Origin of the sequence: Synechococcus sp. UW106 (assembly GCF_900474015.1) — a bacterium.
Taxonomy (GTDB): domain Bacteria; phylum Cyanobacteriota; class Cyanobacteriia; order PCC-6307; family Cyanobiaceae; genus Parasynechococcus.
Genome location: NZ_UCNV01000009.1, coordinates 295,321 through 313,454, shown reverse-complemented (window position 1 = coordinate 313,454; position 18,134 = coordinate 295,321). Strand labels below are relative to the sequence as shown.

General features: G+C 57.7%; 16 protein-coding genes. 5 read left to right on the top strand and 11 right to left on the bottom strand.

Translation table 11 applies throughout. The features are described 5' to 3' along the window. Positions 1-23 precede the first annotated feature (23 nt). The 5 genes from DXY30_RS09210 to tig form a co-directional block, all read right to left on the bottom strand. A complete protein-coding gene (locus DXY30_RS09210; RefSeq protein WP_115094665.1) occupies positions 24-1,865 on the bottom strand; it encodes a DNA polymerase III subunit gamma/tau in 1,842 nt (613 codons plus the stop codon). A gap of 23 nt (positions 1,866-1,888) precedes the next feature. Beyond that, on the bottom strand, positions 1,889-2,527 hold the full coding sequence (locus tag DXY30_RS09205; RefSeq protein WP_115094664.1) for a lecithin retinol acyltransferase family protein: 639 nt from the start codon (positions 2,525-2,527) through the stop codon (positions 1,889-1,891). A 4-nt stretch (positions 2,528-2,531) separates the two neighbouring features. Further along, positions 2,532-3,881, bottom strand: coding sequence for an ATP-dependent protease ATP-binding subunit ClpX (gene clpX / locus DXY30_RS09200; RefSeq protein WP_115094663.1), 1,350 nt, complete (start codon positions 3,879-3,881; stop codon positions 2,532-2,534). A gap of 90 nt (positions 3,882-3,971) precedes the next feature. Beyond that, positions 3,972-4,646 carry an ATP-dependent Clp endopeptidase proteolytic subunit ClpP gene (gene clpP, locus DXY30_RS09195; RefSeq protein ID WP_115024764.1) on the bottom strand — a complete coding sequence of 225 codons (675 nt, stop codon included), beginning with the start codon at positions 4,644-4,646 and terminating at the stop codon, positions 3,972-3,974. Positions 4,647-4,689: 43 nt separating this feature from the next. Then, entirely contained in the window at positions 4,690-6,099 is a 1,410-nt protein-coding gene (gene tig, locus DXY30_RS09190; RefSeq protein WP_115094968.1) for a trigger factor, read from the bottom strand. 157 nt (positions 6,100-6,256) lie between these two features. Between tig and DXY30_RS09185 the strand changes: the two genes are divergently transcribed. Genes DXY30_RS09185 through DXY30_RS09175 form a run of 3 tightly spaced genes read left to right on the top strand, consistent with a single transcriptional unit; the run spans position 6,257 to position 10,291 of the window. Beyond that, positions 6,257-7,282: an aspartate-semialdehyde dehydrogenase gene (locus DXY30_RS09185; protein ID WP_115094662.1), complete on the top strand. Its 1,026-nt coding sequence runs from the start codon at positions 6,257-6,259 to the stop codon at positions 7,280-7,282. Then, complete coding sequence (dapA, locus tag DXY30_RS09180) at positions 7,279-8,187, top strand: 4-hydroxy-tetrahydrodipicolinate synthase (RefSeq protein ID WP_115094661.1); 909 nt, start codon at positions 7,279-7,281, stop codon at positions 8,185-8,187. Before DXY30_RS09185 ends, dapA begins: the two co-directional genes overlap by 4 nt. Positions 8,188-8,236: 49 nt before the next feature. Then, positions 8,237-10,291 carry a ribonuclease J gene (locus tag DXY30_RS09175; protein WP_115094660.1) on the top strand — a complete coding sequence of 685 codons (2,055 nt, stop codon included), beginning with the start codon at positions 8,237-8,239 and terminating at the stop codon, positions 10,289-10,291. Here the strand turns inward: DXY30_RS09175 and DXY30_RS09170 are convergent. The 3 genes from DXY30_RS09170 to holA are packed head-to-tail and all read right to left on the bottom strand — an operon-like array spanning position 10,277 to position 13,931. Further along, positions 10,277-11,080: a tol-pal system YbgF family protein gene (locus DXY30_RS09170; protein ID WP_115094659.1), complete on the bottom strand. Its 804-nt coding sequence runs from the start codon at positions 11,078-11,080 to the stop codon at positions 10,277-10,279. The genes DXY30_RS09175 and DXY30_RS09170 overlap by 15 nt on opposite strands. Before the next feature lie 32 nt (positions 11,081-11,112). Continuing rightward, positions 11,113-12,918, bottom strand: a complete 1,806-nt coding sequence (locus tag DXY30_RS09165; protein WP_115094658.1) for an aspartate kinase — start codon at positions 12,916-12,918, stop codon at positions 11,113-11,115. A gap of 47 nt (positions 12,919-12,965) precedes the next feature. After that, complete coding sequence (gene holA / locus DXY30_RS09160; RefSeq protein ID WP_115094657.1) at positions 12,966-13,931, bottom strand: DNA polymerase III subunit delta; 966 nt, start codon at positions 13,929-13,931, stop codon at positions 12,966-12,968. Positions 13,932-13,940: 9 nt separating this feature from the next. Between holA and DXY30_RS09155 the strand changes: the two genes are divergently transcribed. Together DXY30_RS09155 and DXY30_RS13655 are read left to right on the top strand one after the other, a co-directional pair. Beyond that, the gene (locus DXY30_RS09155; protein WP_115094967.1) at positions 13,941-14,573 is read left to right on the top strand and encodes a precorrin-8X methylmutase; all 633 of its coding nucleotides are present in this window, start codon (positions 13,941-13,943) and stop codon (positions 14,571-14,573) included. Between the two features lie 711 nt (positions 14,574-15,284). Beyond that, the gene (locus DXY30_RS13655) at positions 15,285-15,497 is read left to right on the top strand and encodes a hypothetical protein (RefSeq protein WP_137006836.1); all 213 of its coding nucleotides are present in this window, start codon (positions 15,285-15,287) and stop codon (positions 15,495-15,497) included. A 147-nt stretch (positions 15,498-15,644) separates the two neighbouring features. On the opposite strand, the gene DXY30_RS09150 is transcribed toward DXY30_RS13655, so the two are convergent. The 3 genes from DXY30_RS09150 to DXY30_RS09140 form a co-directional block, all read right to left on the bottom strand. Beyond that, positions 15,645-16,238 (bottom strand): sulfotransferase, encoded by a 594-nt coding sequence (locus DXY30_RS09150; RefSeq protein ID WP_115094656.1) that lies wholly within the window; start codon positions 16,236-16,238, stop codon positions 15,645-15,647. An 87-nt stretch (positions 16,239-16,325) separates the two neighbouring features. Further along, complete coding sequence (locus DXY30_RS09145; protein WP_115094653.1) at positions 16,326-17,114, bottom strand: sulfotransferase family 2 domain-containing protein; 789 nt, start codon at positions 17,112-17,114, stop codon at positions 16,326-16,328. 85 nt (positions 17,115-17,199) lie between these two features. Continuing rightward, positions 17,200-18,084, bottom strand: coding sequence for a sulfotransferase (locus DXY30_RS09140; RefSeq protein WP_115094651.1), 885 nt, complete (start codon positions 18,082-18,084; stop codon positions 17,200-17,202). Positions 18,085-18,134 lie beyond the last annotated feature (50 nt).

Here is an 18,134-nt window from a genome sequence, read left to right as displayed (position 1 = left end):
GAGCCCGATCACCCGCCTTCACTTCAGCTGATTTCATCAACGTCGAGAACTTGACCATTGAAGAAGTCCGCCAGATTGCGGGCCTGACGATCCAGGCCTGAAGGTGGGCTGGGTTGAGGGTTGGTTTCCGTTGGAGCAGGTGCCGGCTTTGCTTCCACCGGCTCGGGTTGCGTGCGCGGCAGTTCCGGTGCAACCGCCGGAGCTGATGTTAAAGCAGCTGCCGGTGCCGGTTGTGTTGGTGCTGGAGGCTCGACTGCTGCTGGCGGTGTTGAGATAGGCGGTGTTGCGATCGGTGGAGTCGCAATCGGCGGTGTTGTGATCGGTGGTGGCATGGCGCTGTTGCTGGCTTCCAGGATCAGCTGCCTCGAGCCACCGAGAGCTGTGGCCACCGCCTGTTCCAGCAGTGACGCCCGGCTCTGCACCATCCCCATCCAGTTGCCAGCCACCTGCACAACTGCGCGGTTGGCATCCAGTCGCACCAGTTGCGCTTGCTGCGAGAGCAACATCCGGGTGGAGGGTAGTTCGAGGCTGCCCAGGATCTGTTGCCACAGTTCGGGCAGGTTGGTGCTGGGCGACGGCGCAGGGTTGGAGACCGTTGGCAGTTCCGGTGATGCCGCAGGTGCCGGTTTTGGACTGGCGGTAGGTGTCTCGGTTGGGGTTGGTGCGGCGGCGGGAGCTGGCACTGGAGCTGCGATCGGAGTCACAGCTATCGGTGGTGTCGTCGCTGGTTGTGTTTTGGGTGGGGCTGCGGTGATGGGCTGAGCAGCCACCGGTTCCGCCAGCAACCCCAGCAACAGCACTTCCAGCCAAAGCCGAGGTTGCACGCTTTGGCGCAGTTGTTGCTCGCTGCCCCGTAGTTGGGCTTGCCATTGCAGCAAGCGGGCTCTGCCCATGGTCTTTGCGAGGGCGGGTAGCTGATCGCGGAACTGGGGCGAAACGCTGGTGAGCTCCAGCCGATCTGGAGCAGCAGCCATCAGCACCAGATCCCGCAGCATCCCGGCCAGACCTTGCAACACGGCCCCAGGATCCCGGCCCCGGTCCAGCAGGTTGCGGGTCGCCTCCAGCAGTTGCACCGGTTCGGCGCTGCTCATGGCCCCCACCAGCTCCAGCAGTTCCTGTTCGGGCACCGCGCCCAGTAGATCCCACACCGCAGCGGCTTCGATGGGTGGCGGCAGCAGACTCAGTTGGTCCAGAAGGCTTTCGGCATCCCGCAGCCCCCCTTGGGACCGCTGGGCCACCACGTGAATGGCTTCGGGTTGGATGTCGATCGCTTCCTGTTCGGCGATCCAGCTCAGATGTTTGTTGAGGCCATCGAGCGGGATCCGCCGGAAATCAAAGCGTTGGCAGCGGCTGAGGATCGTTGGCAGCACCCGTTGCGGATCGGTGGTGGCGAGCACGAACACCACCTGTGGAGGTGGTTCCTCCAGAGTTTTCAGCAGGGCGTTGAAGGCTGCGGTGGAGAGCATGTGGCACTCGTCCACCACATACACCTTCCAGCGGGCCTGGACCGGTGCGAATCGGGAGCGTTCGATCAGTTCACGGATGTTGTCGACACCGGTGTTGGAGGCGGCGTCGATCTCGATCACATCCAGGGCTGTGCCGGCGGCAATCGTTTTGCAAAGCTCGCAGGTGCCGCAGGGTTCGGGCGTTGGCCCGTCGCTGTTCAGGCAATTGAGCGAGCGGGCCAGGATGCGGGCGCTGGAGGTTTTGCCGGTGCCGCGGGGGCCACTGAACAGGTAGGCCGGGGCAATCCGATTGCTGGTAAGGGCGTGGCCCAGGGTGGCGGCGATCGCCTCCTGACCCACCAGCTGATCAAAGCGCTGGGGCCGGTATTTGTGATGCAGCGGCTGGTAGGCCGAACTCATGCGCCGCGAGCGTTGAAAGGAGATTACTCAGAGGATTCGGAGCCTGGCAGCGCGGGGCGCTGTTCTAACAGGGCGTCAATTCGTTGTTTGAGGTCTTCCACGGCCGCTAGCTCATCCGCAAGGCTCTGACCCGTGAGCAGCAGCCGGCGGTCCGTCCCATCTCCTGCCCGTTCCAGGAGGCCCTCCAATTTGCCCAGCAGCGACAGGCGCAGGCGTTCCAGTTTCTCCACACCCCGACTGGCCATCGCGCGGGCATCGTCATCGAGCAGGCCCCGTTGCACCAGGAGTTCCAGCCCACGCATCAGGGCGGAAGACATCAGACCGCTCCAGTGACGTCCCTGCTCCAGCACCGAGTCCACCTGGCCGCTGCGATGGCGCCCGGTTTTGCACCAGGTGGCGAAGTGCTCGCAGTTGTTGAACAGCAGGTTGTAATCCTGTTCACCCAGGCGACCTATGGCCCGCCGCAGGGTTACCCCCACCGGCGAAGCATCGGGATGGCTGATCACCCGCAGTGGTTGGCCTCGACTGAACTCCTCCAACGGGCTGCGCAGGATTTCACGCCCCTCCAGGTAGTGGGCGACGGTTCCGTCGCCGAGGTCGATGCCGTGATGGTTGAACAGGCCGTGCTGACGCGGCACCTCCAGGTGGTCAGCGGCAGCCAAGGGCTTAGGCGGTCTTCTGTTGTTCAGTGCCAGGCAGGGGGAGCACCTTGCCGCCGGTGTGTTCCTCCACCATCGCCCTGGTCACGGTGAACTCCTTCACGGATGTCTGAGAAGGAAGGTCGTACATCAAATCGAGCATCAGCTCTTCGACGATGCCGCGCAGAGCGCGGGCGCCGGTCTTGCGCCGGTGGGCCTCTTGGGCGATCGCCTCGATGGCGTCATCGGCGAACTGGAGTTGCACGTTGTCCATGCTCAGCAGGGTGCGGAACTGCTTCACCAGGGCATCGCGGGGCTCGGTCAGGATCGATTGCAAGGCGCTTTCGTCCAGGGGTTCGAGCACGGCACTCACCGGCATCCGGCCGATGAATTCCGGGATCAAGCCGTAGCGCACCAGATCATCCGGCTCCAGGTGACGCAGCACATGGGCGGCTTGCAGGTCGCGATTGGCCCGACTGCGTCCGCGGCCATCGCTGGGCATGAAGCCGATGGCGTTGCGGCCCATCCGTTTTTGCACCACGTCCTCGAGGCCGACGAAGGCACCGCCGCAGATGAACAGGATCTGGCTGGTGTCTATCTGGATGCAGTCCTGGTAGGGGTGCTTGCGGCCACCCTGGGGCGGCACGTTGGCCACGGTGCCCTCCAGCATTTTCAACAGGGCCTGTTGAACACCTTCGCCGGAGACATCCCGAGTGATCGAGGGGTTCTCGCTCTTGCGGGCGATTTTGTCGATCTCATCTATGTAGATGATGCCCCGCTGGGCCTGGTCCACATCCATGTCGGCCTTTTGCAGTAGCCGCAGCAGGATGTTTTCCACGTCCTCACCCACATAGCCCGCTTCGGTAAGGGTGGTGGCATCGGCCACGGCGAAGGGCACATCCAGCATTTCGGCCAGGGTCTGGGCTAACAGCGTTTTGCCGCAGCCGGTGGGTCCGATCAGCAGGATGTTGCTCTTGTGCAGGCGGGTGGCGGTTTCCTCGGTTTCGCCGTTGCCATCGCCTTGCCAGGCCAGGCGCTTGTAATGGTTGTAAACCGCTACAGACATCACCTTCTTCGCGGCGTCCTGGCCGACCACCTGTTCATCCAGGAAGCTTTTGATGTCCTGAGGCCGGGGAATGGAGGCCAGCGTTGGGGCAGGTTTACTGCTCTTGCGCGCAGCAGGTGCTGCCTTGCGGTTCTGCTCGTGGCTGTGGCGTGGATTGCCTTGGCCATCCACCAGCTCCTCATCCAGGATCTCGTTGCAGAGATCGATGCATTCATCGCAGATGTAGACGCCGGGTCCGGCGATCAGCTTGCGCACCTGATCCTGGGATTTCCCACAGAACGAGCACTTCAGATGGGCGTCGAACTTGGCCATCGAACGCTGGGCACCACACAGGAGAACAACACAGGAATCAACCGATGGCGTCTCCCTGAACACACAGGATCGAGAACGGAAGCGCTTCTGTCAGCTCTCCGTAATGATTCCTCCGTCCCCGGAACTGTCCACCACGCGATCGATCAGGCCGTATTCAACCGCTTCTGCGGGAGAAAGGAAGTAGTCGCGGTCGGTGTCTTCTGAGATCTTGTCGAGGGGCTGGCCGGTGTGGTCGGCCATCAGTCCGTTCAAGGTCTCCTTTAGATACAGAATTTCCTTCGCCTGAATTTCAATGTCCACCGCCTGCCCCTGGGCGCCACCAAGGGGTTGGTGGATCATGATCCGGGCATTGGGCAAGGCGAGACGCTTGCCTTTGGTGCCTCCGGAAAGGAGAAACGCTCCCATGCTGGCGGCAAGGCCATAGCAGATGGTCACCACGTCCGGGGCCACCTGCTGCATCGTGTCGTAGATCGCCAGTCCTGCTGTGACTGAGCCGCCTGGCGAGTTGATGTAGATCTGAATGTCCTTCTCTGGGTCCTCAGCTTCGAGGAACAGCATCTGCGCGACTAGAGCATCGGCGACGGCGTCATCCACACCGGTGCCGAGGAAGATGATCCGCTCCCGCAGCAGGCGGGAATAGATGTCGAAGGCCCGGTCGCCGCGACCGGACTGTTCCACAACCGTGGGTAGAGGCCCCGGTGCCGAGACGGGCATGGCGGCCCGCCAGCGGTTCTGGATGGGGTGGTGACTGCGGGCGTCGATCACGCGATCGGTGTGCGGTGAAGTTGGGTCAATCTATGGGCGTTGCTCAGTCCTTGGCGTCCGCCTTGGACTTGGTTTTGGCGGGGGCCTTTTTGCCGGCAGCCTTTTTCTCGGCTGCTGGCGTGCCGTCATCCGCCGCCGGGGCCTTTTCGGTGAGCGTGCTGTTCTCCTCGAGCCAACCCATCAGACGGTCCTGCATTAGGTCATCCATTACGGCCTGCCGCAGGCGTTCCGGATCGATTTTGGCCTCGGCGGAGAGTTCTTTTTTCACCTCTTTGATCTTGGCGTCAACGTCCTTGTCGTCGAGCTTGATCTCCTCCGCTTCAGCCAGGGCGGTGAGGGCAAAACTGCGGCGCAGTCGTTCCTCGGCCTCTGGGCGGGAGTTCTGCATCAGGTTGCGCACCAGATCGGGCGTGAACAGAGACTTCACATCCATGCCCTGCTGGGCGAACTGGGCTGCCGTCTGCTCCAGCAGGTTGCGGCTTTCCTGCTGAATCAGGGCTTCGGGCAAGTCCACTTCGAGCTGCTCAACCAATGCGGCGACGAGCGCATCGCGGCGGTTGCTGGTCTGGCGCCGTTCGGCGTCGTCTTTGAGCCGCTGCTCGAGATCTTTGCGCAGATCTGCAAGGGTTTCCTGCTCGCTGGCCTGCTTGGCGAAGGCGTCATCCAGGTCGGGCAGTTCGCGGGTCTTGAGGTCCTTGAGCTCGATCTCGAAGGCGGCCTTGCGTCCGCGCGCGTCCTCCTTGGGATAGTCCTCGGGGAATTGGCAATCCACGGTTTTGTTGTCGCCGACTTTCATGCCGATGACCCCCTCGATGAAGCCCGGGATCATCCGGCCGTTTTCCAGGTCGACATCCATGGAATCGGCACTGCCCCCCTCGATTTCGCTGCCGTCATCGCTGTAGGTCCCTTTGAACCCAAGCACCGCGATGTCACCGTTCTGCGCGGCACGATCTTCCACGGGAACGACCGTGGCCATCTGCTTGCGGGAGTCTTCGATCATCTCGTCGACACGGGAGGCGTCGTAGGCGACGGTTTCGAATTCCGCCTTCAGCCCCTTGGTGCTCTTCAGTTTCGGCGTCGGAGCGACGTCGGCTTCAAGGGTGAAGGTGAGTTCCTTGCCGGGCTCAAAGCTTTCCAGCAGCCCATCGAAGCCACTGCTCAGATCGGGCTGGCTGATCGGCTCCAGGGATTCCTGCTGAATGGCGTCCCGCCAGGCGCCATCAATTAGCTGTTCCAACGCTGTGGCTTTGATTCGCACACCTCCCAGCTGCTGAACCAGCACCGTCCGCGGCACCTTGCCCTTTCGGAAGCCCGGCAGGTTGATGCTGCGGCTGAGACTGGTGATCGCGTCTTCGTAACTGGTTTTGCAGCGCTCCCCAGGAACGGTGACCGTCACCGCCAGACGGCTGCTTGGGCGGGCTTCGGTGGTCACCTTCAGGGCTGCAGCGCTCATGGGGGAAGGGAAAGGGCAGCCAAGCACTGTATGCAACGGTTGATCTGGGCCTGGATCGGTAAGCTGAGCCCGTCGCACCATCGGCATCACGTTCTCTACATAGTGATGTCGGTTCCGAAAGTCGACGGGTTTTCGTTCAGATCGTTCTATCCACCGCTTGTCTTCGACCCTTCCCAACCGTCCTCTCAATGTTGCTGTTCTTGGTGCCAGCGGTGCTGTTGGCCAGGAGCTGCTGCTGCTGCTTGAAGAACGCCGTTTCCCTGTTGGCGAGCTGAAGCTGCTGGCGTCGGCCCGCTCTGCCGGTCAGACCCAAGCCTGGAATGGCCGTGTTCTCACGGTGGAAGAGGTGTCGTCTAAGTCGTTCGAAGGGGTTGATCTGGTGCTCGCCTCAGCTGGTGGCTCCGTTTCAAAGCAGTGGCGCGATGCGATCACGGCTGCAGGTGCGGTGATGGTCGACAACTCCAGCGCCTTCCGCATGGAGCAGGGGGTTCCCCTGGTGGTGCCGGAGGTCAATCCCGATGCGGCCTTCGCCCACAAGGGGGTGATCGCCAATCCGAATTGCACCACGATCCTGCTCACCTTGGCCCTGGCCCCTCTGGCCGCGAAGCGAGCGCTGCGCAGGGTTGTCGTGAGCACGTATCAGTCCGCCAGTGGCGCCGGCGCCAGGGCGATGGAGGAGCTCAAAAATTTGTCCCAGATCGTGTTGGACGGGGGTACCCCCAAGGGTGAAGTGCTGCCTTACTCCCTGGCCTTCAATCTCTTTCTGCACAACTCACCGCTCCAGGCGAACAGCTACTGCGAGGAGGAGATGAAGATGGTCAACGAGACCCGCAAGATCATGGGTCTGCCGGATTTGCGTTTCACAGCGACCTGTGTGCGGGTGCCTGTGCTGCGGGCCCATTCCGAAGCAGTGAACATTGAGTTCGAGTCTCCTTTCCCTATTGAGGAGGCACGCGAGCTGCTGGCCGCTGCCCCCGGTGTTGAGTTGATTGACGACCCGGCGGCGAACCGCTTTCCCATGCCGACAGACGTCACCGGTCGCGATCCGGTGGCGATCGGCCGAATCCGTCAGGACATCAGTGATGCAAACGCACTGGAGCTCTGGTTGTGCGGTGATCAAATCCGCAAGGGAGCGGCGCTCAACGCCGTTCAGATCGCTGAACTGTTGATCCAGAAGTCATGACACGTACCGCCACCCTCTCCCCAACTCCCTTCGGTCGTGTTGTCACCGCCATGGTGACCCCCTTTGATGCCAGCGGTGCTGTGGATCTGACCTTGGCGGGTCAGTTAGCACGCCATCTCGTGGAGCAGGGTTCCGATGGATTGTTGGTGTGCGGCACCACCGGCGAGTCGCCGACCCTCAGCTGGCAGGAGCAGCTGCAACTGCTGCAGGCGGTTCGCGACGCCGTCGGCAACGACGTCAAGGTGTTGGCGGGCACTGGCAGCAACTCCACAGCGGAGGCGGTGGAGGCCACCCAGCACGCAGCGGCAGCCGGCGCCGATGGTGCTCTCGTGGTCGTTCCGTACTACAACAAGCCTCCCCAAGAGGGCCTAGAGGCCCATTTCCGTACCATCGCGGAGGCGGCTCCTGAGTTGCCGCTGATGCTTTACAACATTCCAGGTCGTACCGGTTGCAGCATTGCTCCGGCCACGGTGGCGCGGCTGATGGACTGCCCCAACGTGGTGAGTCTCAAGGCCGCCAGCGGCACCACTGAAGAGGTCACCGCGCTGCGCCTGGCCTGCGGCCCGCAGTTGGCGATTTACAGCGGTGATGACGGCCTCACACTGCCCATGCTCGCCGTGGGTGCTGTTGGTGTGGTGAGTGTGGGTAGCCATGTGGCGGGCCCCGAGATACGCGCCATGATCGAGGCCTATCTGAATGGCGACGGTGCCTCCGCACTCGCCCTGCACGACGCTCTCATTCCTCTGTTTAAGGCCCTGTTCGCTACCACCAATCCGATTCCCGTCAAGGCCGCTCTCGAACTCAATGGCTGGTCTGTCGGTGCTCCCCGTCCACCTTTGTGCCCCCTCTCTGACGACATGAAACGTTCCCTCTCCATCGCCATGGCCGCCCTTCGTCAGACCTAGCCCGGTCCGGCTTATCGGCTTACGCAATCCGTTTTCTTCAACTCTTTCTATGGCCAACAACGCGCGATCCAGCAAGGGGCAGGAGCCTTGTCTTCGGGTGATCCCCCTGGGTGGACTGCATGAGATCGGTAAGAACACCTGTGTGTTCGAGTACGGCGATGACCTGATGCTGGTGGATGCAGGTCTGGCTTTCCCCAGCGATGGCATGCACGGGGTGAATGTGGTGCTGCCCGACACCAGCTTCCTTCGCGAGAACCAGAAGCGGATCCGCGGCATGATCGTGACCCATGGTCATGAAGACCACATCGGTGGCATTGCTCACCACCTCAAGCACTTCAACATTCCGGTGATCTATGGGCCGCGGCTGGCCCTATCGATGCTGACCGGGAAGATGGACGAAGCGGGGGTAAGAGACCGCACCACCCTGCAGACCGTCGGTCCTCGTGATGTGGTGAAGGTGGGTCAGCACTTCTCGGTGGAGTTCATCCGCAACACCCACTCGATGGCCGACAGCTTCACGCTGGCCATTTCCACACCGGTGGGAACTGTGATCTTCACGGGTGATTTCAAGTTCGACCACACCCCGGTAGATGGTGAAAACTTCGACATGGCACGGCTCGCCCATCACGGTGAAAAGGGAGTCTTGTGTCTATTCAGTGATTCCACCAACTCGGAAGTTCCTGGCTTTTGCCCTCCTGAGCGCTCCGTGTTCCCCAACTTGGACCGCCACATCGCCAATGCCGAGGGTCGGGTCATCGTGACCACCTTCGCCAGCTCGATCCATCGCGTGTCGATGATTCTGGAGTTGGCCCTGAAGAACGGCCGCAAGGTGGGGCTTCTGGGCCGCTCCATGCTCAATGTGATCGCCAAAGCCCGGGAACTGGGCTACATGCGCGCGCCGGATGAGCTGTTTGTGCCGATCAAGCAGATCAATGATGTGCCCGATCGTGAAACGCTGCTGCTGATGACTGGTAGTCAGGGCGAGCCGCTGGCAGCCCTGAGCCGCATCTCCCGCGGTGAACATCCCCAGGTGAGGGTAAAGACCACCGACACGATCATTTTCTCAGCCAGCCCGATCCCCGGGAACACGATTTCCGTGGTCAACACGATCGACAAGCTGATGATGCTGGGCGCCAAGGTCGTGTACGGGAAAGGCGAAGGCATTCATGTCTCCGGCCATGGCTTCCAGGAAGACCAGAAATTGATGCTGGCCCTCACCCGGCCCAAGTTCTTCGTGCCGGTGCACGGTGAGCACCGGATGCTTGTGCAGCACTCCAAAACCGGGCACTCCATGGGGGTTCCGGTCGACAACACCTTGATCATCGACAACGGTGACGTGGTGGAGCTCACTCCGGATTCGCTCCGCAAGGGCAATGCTGTGAAGGCAGGCATTGAGCTGCTGGATCAATCCCGCAACGGCATCGTTGACGCCCGTGTTCTGAAGGAGCGCCAACAGTTGGCGGAAGACGGCGTGGTGACGATCCTGGCGGCGATCAGCACCGATGGCGCCATGGTGGCTCCGCCGCGGGTGAACCTGCGGGGTGTGGTCACCACGGCGGATGCCCGCAAGATGTCCTTGTGGACCGAGCGGGAAGTCACCTGGGTGCTCGAAAATCGCTGGAAGCAGCTCTGCCGCAACACCGGTGAGAAGGCACCGGAAGTGGATTGGATGGGTGTGCAGCGTGAGGTGGAGGTGGGCCTCGGCCGGCGGATGCGCCGTGAACTGCAGGTGGAGCCACTGATCCTGTGTCTGGTGCAGCCAGCTCCTGGTGGCACGCCCGTTTACAAGGGTCGTGCCGATGCTGAGCCCGATGATCGTCCGGCGCCGCGCGGTCGCGGTGGTCGTGGAGGTGGTTCCCCCTATGGCCGTCGTAACGGTGGTGGTGGAACACCCGCTCCTGTGCGCACCAATCAGGGCAATGGCAACGGCCGTTCTGGCTCACCAACGCCGGCCCCCGTCCGTGCGGCGGCAGTAACAGCAACCGCTGTGGTGGAGAAAGTGACTCCCCAACCGGTTGTCGAGAAAGCTGCTGCTGCGCAACAGCCGGTCGAAGCGGAGATGCCTGCAGGGCGCACCCGTCGTCGTCGTTCAGCGGCCAGCTGAGCGGGCGAAGGCCCCTTTGATCCTGTTCATCAGCCCCATCGGCTCAGTGGAGTCGGTGGGGCTTTTGATTGCAGGTTGAAATTGTCTGCGGAGCCACGATTTCTCCAGGAGATCCTTGGCTGCAGGCTCCTGGGTTGTGGGCTCGATCTCGTCGCTCGGTGGCTGATCCGCTGGCTCGGTTGTGATCTCTGGTTCCAGGGTGACCGTTGGCTCTGGGGGTGTGGGCTCGACCACGTCGCTCGGTGGCTGCTCAGTTGGCTCGGTTGTGATCTCTGGTTCCAGGGTGACCGCAGGCTCTGGGGTTGGGGCCGGAGCCGCAGTGGTCCGGGGTTCCTCGTCACTGGGCAACCACGGCATCGCCGTGACCACATGGGGCTGTGCTGGCCTGGCTTGATCGGGATCCGTGGTCAGGAAGGGATCCTTTAGCAGGTCTGAGAGGACGACATCGGTTGCAGGTGTCGTCGTTGCTGCGCTGACGCTGTTCTGCGACCGGCAGAGCTCCAGCCCTTGTTCCGCCAGGGCCGCCAGGGTGGCCTCCGGTTCACTGTCCAGCACCCGTTGGTAAGAGAGGGCGGCTTGCTCCGGTTGCTGGAGTCCATGCAGCTGGATGTGACCCAGGAGCAACGCCACCACAGCCCTCCATCCCAAGACGAGGCTTTGGTCTTGCTCGTCTGATGCGCTTTGGAGTTGTTCCCACAACGCCGAGGCCAGGGCATGAGCCTCGGTGTACTCCCCGAGGCCGTAGGCCCGTTCTGCTGCTTGGTAGTGCTGCTTGAAATCGGCGTCCACGCTTGGGGTTCCGGTATCCCCGTTGTAGACCTTCAGCCGGCGTCGTGAGGTGATGGGGTGCCTTGGGCGGAGTGACGTTCATCACCACCCAGTCCGAACCCGGCGTGCACCACTTGGAGGGCCTCGACGCCAGCCTCTTCTGCCACCACGCAGCTGGTTCTGATTTCACTGGTGGCGATCAGGCCGATGTTGATGCCTGCATCCGCCAGAGCACGGAACATGCGCCCCGCTGTTCCTGGCGTTGCAGGCATCCCAGCACCGACGGCACTCACCCGTGCAATGGCCTCGCCGTCTTCCAGGGCGGCACCCGGCCACTGGGCCAGCAGGGGGGCTAGGGCTACATCGGCACGGGCGCGGTCGTCCTTGCGCAGGATGAAGGTGATGTCCCGTGATCCGTCGCTGTGTTGTCGTTCCGATTGAACGATGGCATCCAGGCTGATGCTGTTGTCGGCCAGGGCTGAACACAGCGACGCTGCGGTGCCGGGTCGATCGGGCACGTGGCGAACACTCAGTTGCACCTGGTCGCGGTCGAGGGCGACGCCGCGCACTTCCGGTTCTCCACGGCCGTTGTTGGTGGGATTGATGCGGATTTGCGATTCCTCAAGGTCGAAGGCGTCCCGCACCGCTTGAACAGCTTTGCTGCCAGCACTGGATTCGATCACGCAGCTCACCTTCACTTCACTGGTGGCGATCAGGCGGAGGTTGATGCCCTGCTGACACAGGCAGTTGAACAGGTTGGCGGCAATGCCCGGTCGCCCCATGATTCCGGCCCCGCTGATGCTGAGCTTCGTCAGCCCTCCTTCTGCTGCCAGATCGCCGCCCAGTTGATCCAGAACTTTCTGGCTTATGCCGCGGGCCAGCTCGAGATCCGCCTCGGCCACCGTGAAGGTGATGTCATTGCTGCTGCCCTCATGGGTGGCCTGAATGATCAGGTCCACATTGATTCCCCCGTCGGAGAGGGTTTCGAACAGTCGTGCGGCAATGCCGGGCTGATCGGGGATATGGGAGAGGGCGAGCACGGCCTGTCCGTCGACTTCCTCCATCCCATCCACGGGACTGCCGAGCTCCAGGCCGTTGGTGCTGATCGGACGGGCTGGTCGGCTGGTGAGCCGGGTGCCTGCGGCATCGCTCCAACTGGATCGCACCACAAGATTCACGCCGTAGTTGCGGGCGATTTCAACTGCTCTGGGATGCAGCACGGAGGCCCCAAGGCTCGCGAGTTCCAGCATTTCGTCGCAGCTGATCGTGTCCATCAACTGGGCATCCGGCACTTTGCGCGGGTCGGTGCTCAGCACACCCGGAACGTCGGTGTAGATCTCGCAGGCATCGGCACCCAGGGCTGCCGCCAGGGCCACTGCGGAGGTGTCGGAGCCCCCGCGTCCCAGGGTGGTGATTTCGTTGAGGCCATCACTGCTGGTGCTGGTGCCCTGGAATCCGGCGACCACCACCACCTGGCCAGCAGCGAGGCGGTTGCGGATTCGGTCGGTGCGAATCCCGAGGATCCGGGCCCGGCCGTGGGTGGATTCCGTGGCGATGCCCACCTGCGGGCCGGTCATCGACGTTGCACTGACCCCTTGGGCGTTTAGGGCCATCGCCAGCAAGGCGATCGACACCTGCTCACCACTGGCCAGCAGCATGTCCATCTCCCGCTGGGTGGGGCTGGAGGTGATGGCGTTGGCCAGACCCGTCAGTTCGTCGGTGGTGTGGCCCATGGCGGAGACCACCACGACCACGTCGTGCCCCTCCTCACGGCAACGTCCGATGCGATCGGCCACCGCCTTGATGCGTTCCACGCTGCCGACGGAAGTGCCCCCGAATTTCTGCACCAGGAGGGCCATGGGCTGGGCTTCAGCAACGCTGGATTTTCTCACCTGGCGGGCAGCGATCAGCCCAGCAGTCCGTCGCGGAAGGCATCGCCAGGCTGGGCGCCGCGTTTCAGCCGTGCCTCCACCTCCAGCAGGCGGCCGAGCAGGGAGAGGAAGCGTTTGGCCGGGCGACCTTGCAGCTGCTTGCGCATTACATAGATGCGTTTGGGGTTGCCGATCCCGGCGGCTTTCGCAATCACCGCTACATCTCTTTCACCCTGCTGTTCCAGCAGGCTCACCCAGAGCCAACCCCGGATCTGACCGGTGAGGGTGGCCACAATGCGCAGAGCTGGTTCCCCGGCTTCGATGAGGGCATCCCAGCGGGCAATGGCCTCGCCGGGGTTGCCCTCCAGCAGCGCATCGCCAACGGCCAGAGCATTGGTGGAGCGACCCCCCACCAGCTCCTGCACCCGTGCAGCGGAAATGGTGGTGCCGCGCAGGGAAAGCTTGCGTAGTTCCGATTCGAGTCGGGCGCTGTCGGTGCCGATGGCCTCCACCAGGGCATCGATGGCATCGGGGTCGACCTGCAGACCCAAGGCCTCGGCAGTGCGTTGCACTAATTGGCGCTGACCATTGCCATCCCAGGCGGCTGGCAGCGGGAAGCTCTGTTCCTGATCGAGCCCGCTTTTGATCCGCTTCTGCAGGGTTTTGGTGGTTCGCAGGCGACCATCCGGTTTGGAAGGGTTCACCAGCACCAGGTGGCTGGTGTCGGGGATGAGTTCAAGGGCGGCTTCAAACCGGTCCGCCAGTTCACTGGGACAGCCATTGCAGAACGGACTGCGCTGCAGCAGCACCAGCCGTTCGCCAGTGGCGAAGGGAGGGGTGCGTGCCTCCTCGAGGGCCTGCAGGGCTTGACCAGCGTCTGCCCCATCAAGGCGGCTGAGGTTGAGGCTGCTCCAGCTGGGGTCCACCACCTGGCCGATCAGAGCCTCGATGGCCCGGTCCCGCGCGGCGGCGTCATCACCCCAGAGCAGATGGATCGGCATGGGTTGATGATGGCGTGGATGGCCCAGGACCACCCGATCTTCACCGAAAGCATCCGGCGGATCCGGATGGCGCTGGGGGATACGGGCCTGCCGCCGCTCCAGCAGCAGGTGCTGGAACGGCTGGTACACAGCAGCGGTGATCTGTCGATTGGTGCAGGCTTGGCGTTCTCTGCGGGCGCCTGCGAGCAGGGGATCGTGGCACTACGGGCAGGCTCTCTCGTCTTGACCGACACCGAAATGGCTGCGGCTGCTGTTCGCCCGATGGCCAAGAGAACTTTGGGGGTCCCGGTGCGTTGTCTCCTGGACTATGCGCCTGCTCAGGCACCATTGGGATCAACGCGGACCGCAGCGGGCATGCGTGCCGCCTGGAACGAGCTTTCAGTGATGACACCAGCCCCCGTGCTCCTGATTGGAAGTGCGCCAACGGCTTTGGAGGAGCTGTTGCGCTTGGTGGCAGGGGGAGCACCTGGCCCAAGTTTGGTGATCGGGATGCCGGTGGGATTTGTGGGGGTTGCTGAAAGTAAAAACAACTTGGCCGACAGTGATCTGACTCAGATCCGCTTGGATGGCAGTCGGGGTGGCGCAGGTTTGGTGGCAGCCACGGTGAATGCGTTGCTGAGAGCAAGCATTTCTGTAAATTAAAACTTTCATTGTCTCAAAATACTTTTGAGTCCTTATAAAACCTGTTGAAAGTTGAAAATTGTTTGAATTAACTACTATCACTCATGCCATTCCGGGATATTTCAAGCTCCTGGCTGGACTCTTTTTGACCAATGAAAAAGCATGAATTCATATCGGTCGATCTGATGACCGTACCTGCCCAATATTTTGATAATTCTTGAGAGAGATGGCTTTTCAATTCAAGCGGCACTTTTAATTGCTAGCACTTAAGAAGCCGTGGTAAGATTGTTTTTTATAAATTATGCTGGTAACCAACCGCTGTATATATTAACCCCTTGAAAAAACCGGTTGTACATTCCTCAAGGGGAAACTTAAAAAGATATGCAGTAGGGCCAAGTTTGAAAAGGGCAAAAATACCAGCACTCTCCTGCCAAAGATATTGACAATACGCGATCCAATTCTTTCGTATTTTTCGCTTTGGTCTTATGGTCTTGACGGAAAAGGAAAATTTGCAAAGAGCTTGCATAAATATTGCCAAGCGTTGCTGCAGTAGCACATTAAGGAAAGAACAAGAAAAGTTTTTCGTATTTTCTGGATTTTTCTTTATCAAGTAACTCGATAAATCCTCAAATCAACCTTGATTTAGTAGTACCATTTTCTTGTGACACTTACACTTCAAGGATTTTGCAGATGATTGTTCCTTAAGATCAGTTGAATGTATTCCTGGCTTCTTTGAATGCTGATTTTTCTAAAAAGTCTTTTGAAAATTTGATTGCTAGCTTTATCCCTGAAATTATCCTGAGAAGGTCAAGCTTGAATCAGGATTTCTATGATTATTCTTTGGCTGGAAAATTAGACTTTTTGGGATTGTCTCCCAATTGGAAAGACATCTTTCCTGTTGACACTGATGCCAAGAATAAATCTACTCTTTCATCCGCAAACTAATCGGCTGAACTTGTTGAAAAATGTCTTTCAAGTTACCATGAAAGTCTCTTTCAATGCAAATCAGTCTTGGCTTATTATCTCATCCATTGTGCAGCCAAAAAACTTAAGAATTTCATTTCTTAATTCCAGTGATCAACTTATTGTATATTAATCTGGAATTGAAAGATCGTATTGAGGTACGTCTTTGATTTTCTTGATTTGGACTGTTGGATAGTTGGTTTTTGAGAACTTAAAATCGCTTCCAAGAAAATCAATCAGTCCTTGAGCATCAATTTTCTCGAGGGGGAGTATGTAGAAGTTGTTACTGTCTTTGAAGTAACGCGTTACGTCCAGATGATATTGATAAAACTGCTCTCTCCACCGATGAATTAATTCATTCAATTCGGTGATGCCATGGTTGCGCATGGCTCGTCGTGCGTATCGACCAGCATTATGGTTAAGCCTGGACTCAATCCATTTTTCACAACTTCTTGTGGTTAAAATGAATTTTGTTTCCGGGTGAGACTGATCAATTTCCTTGTAGTAGTCCTGAATATAGAGATTGTTTTTATGATCTTCTAGATCCTGCGCGACATCAAAATCAAGGCCTTGAAATGGTGGTTGGTCTTGATGAATATTGTTGATAATTTTGTTGGCATAGCGAGAATGCCCCACAACCTTAAAGCCATTGTTGCTAAAGAATCTTGCGAGAGACGACGTGCCAGTTTTATTGAATCCAATTTGTATAATCTTGCCCCGCATTGTATTTTATTATTTAGAACTTATTTTAACATGCTATGAGCTGTGTTTCGCAATAAATCAGATATGATAAGTAAAACCGGCAGTTTTTTAGGTCGGATTAATCATGCCGTAGCCAAATCGAATGAAATCATTCTTATGGTAGTCGTTGATAATTTTGATTTGCTCATGCGTGGCAACTTCTTTGAATAAATCGTTGCTTGACTGAAGCCCTTTCTTTGTAAAAGGAAGTTCGACGTCTGCTTTGACACCAATCCTAGTGAGAGCGTAATTCAACTCGTCTTTTAGATTTTCAAAGCGTATAAATTGAACATGAATGGACTCATCAAAGGATGAATCGTAAATTTGGAAATTCTTGCTGCGATACGTTTCAAGATTGCGTTGTCGTAGTTTTGCTATGTAGTTGTCAAGTTCTTGTCTTAGCCTACCCTGGCTTGCATGCATTGTTTCCCCTGAGGTTTTGTAGCCTTTGAAATTCACCTTATGGTTGACTCGGGATAATATTTGCTCATACGGAGATCGTATGACAGCAAAAATGTTTGCTTGCTTGATTTCCGGATGCAATTCATCAAGTTTTTTATAGATCCTTTTTAGTGGCATATGGTTGTTCACGATCCCTTTCGGCGCTTGTCGACTTGTAATTTGCTCCGTTGGAACCTGTAGAAGCCATTGTATAAAGTCCTTGATGTCGGATTTCTTAGGGCCATAATTCTGTGCATGCCTTATGTTTGCTTGAACTCTGGTTCGTTCATCAATATTGGCTATTGGCGTAATAATATCTTTATTTCCGCAGATCTTGGAAAGTGTAATTTCAACACTCGTTCCTGCAACTTTGACGCCTTTCAGAAATAAAAAATTATGCTTTTTTGAATAAATCATCGCTTCAACGCACCTTTACAAATTGTACTATGGCTTCGAATATTTTGTTTTCTGCTCTCTTTGGCCTCAGGCGATGGGTGTCTGGTTAGCCGTAATTGGCCATATCTCTCAGCCATGCCTCGGGCAGTTTCTTGGAGATGAGTGAAGATAAATTTTTGTACTCAGCCTCAAATTTTGTGTAAATGCTTTTCATTTCATCGTTATTGGGTGGCCTAACGTCTGTTCTTGATGTTGTGTTGTTGATGACTTTGCTCATGGAAAGGTTGATTTGTTCAGGAGTGATGGTTGAAATATTTAAATGATTGCATAATTCGAATAATGTATCGTTCTTACCGTTAAAAAGATCCTCGTAAAAGAAAAAATATACTTTCTCTTTTGGTACAACAGAGAGTAAGTTTTTAAGATTGAGGGTGTAGTGGGTGTAATGGCAAAATAGTTTTTTGTTAAGCCCTTTTAAATAATGTTCCTCAATATTGAATTCTGGGCGTATTCGTCCGTAGTAAGTCAGGGCTGAGAGATAGCGTCCTACGGGGCGTCGCAAAGAGACAAAGATACGTAATTTGTTATGACTTTCTCCGATGATTTTGAGAAATTCATGATTCAGCAGTGAGTATTCAGGTGTGATTTCTCCAAAAGCCCTGTGCGATTCTTCTAATCTCTCTTCAAAAAAATCAAAATATCCCTTTTTGCCCTGACTGATCTTGACAAGATCTATTTGATCTTGATCCAATCCGAGTCCTTTGGTATTGCTCACTTTTCGTAGAAGTGGATGGTCTTTTTCTCGTCTAATCGTGTCAAAGATATGCATTTCTTTGGTCGTGCAAATATAAAACTCGGGATGATTATTTAAGTACTTGCCAATCCATGTTGAACCGCAGCGTTGAGCACCTAAACCCAATCCAAAAATTTTGTCTTTCGCCCTTCCTTTTGCTGGCTCAAGAATTGTTTGAAGTAGTGTAATTTTTTTCACGAATGTCTTTTGTTAGTTTTTACATTAGCATTGAGGGCATCTGGGATGCA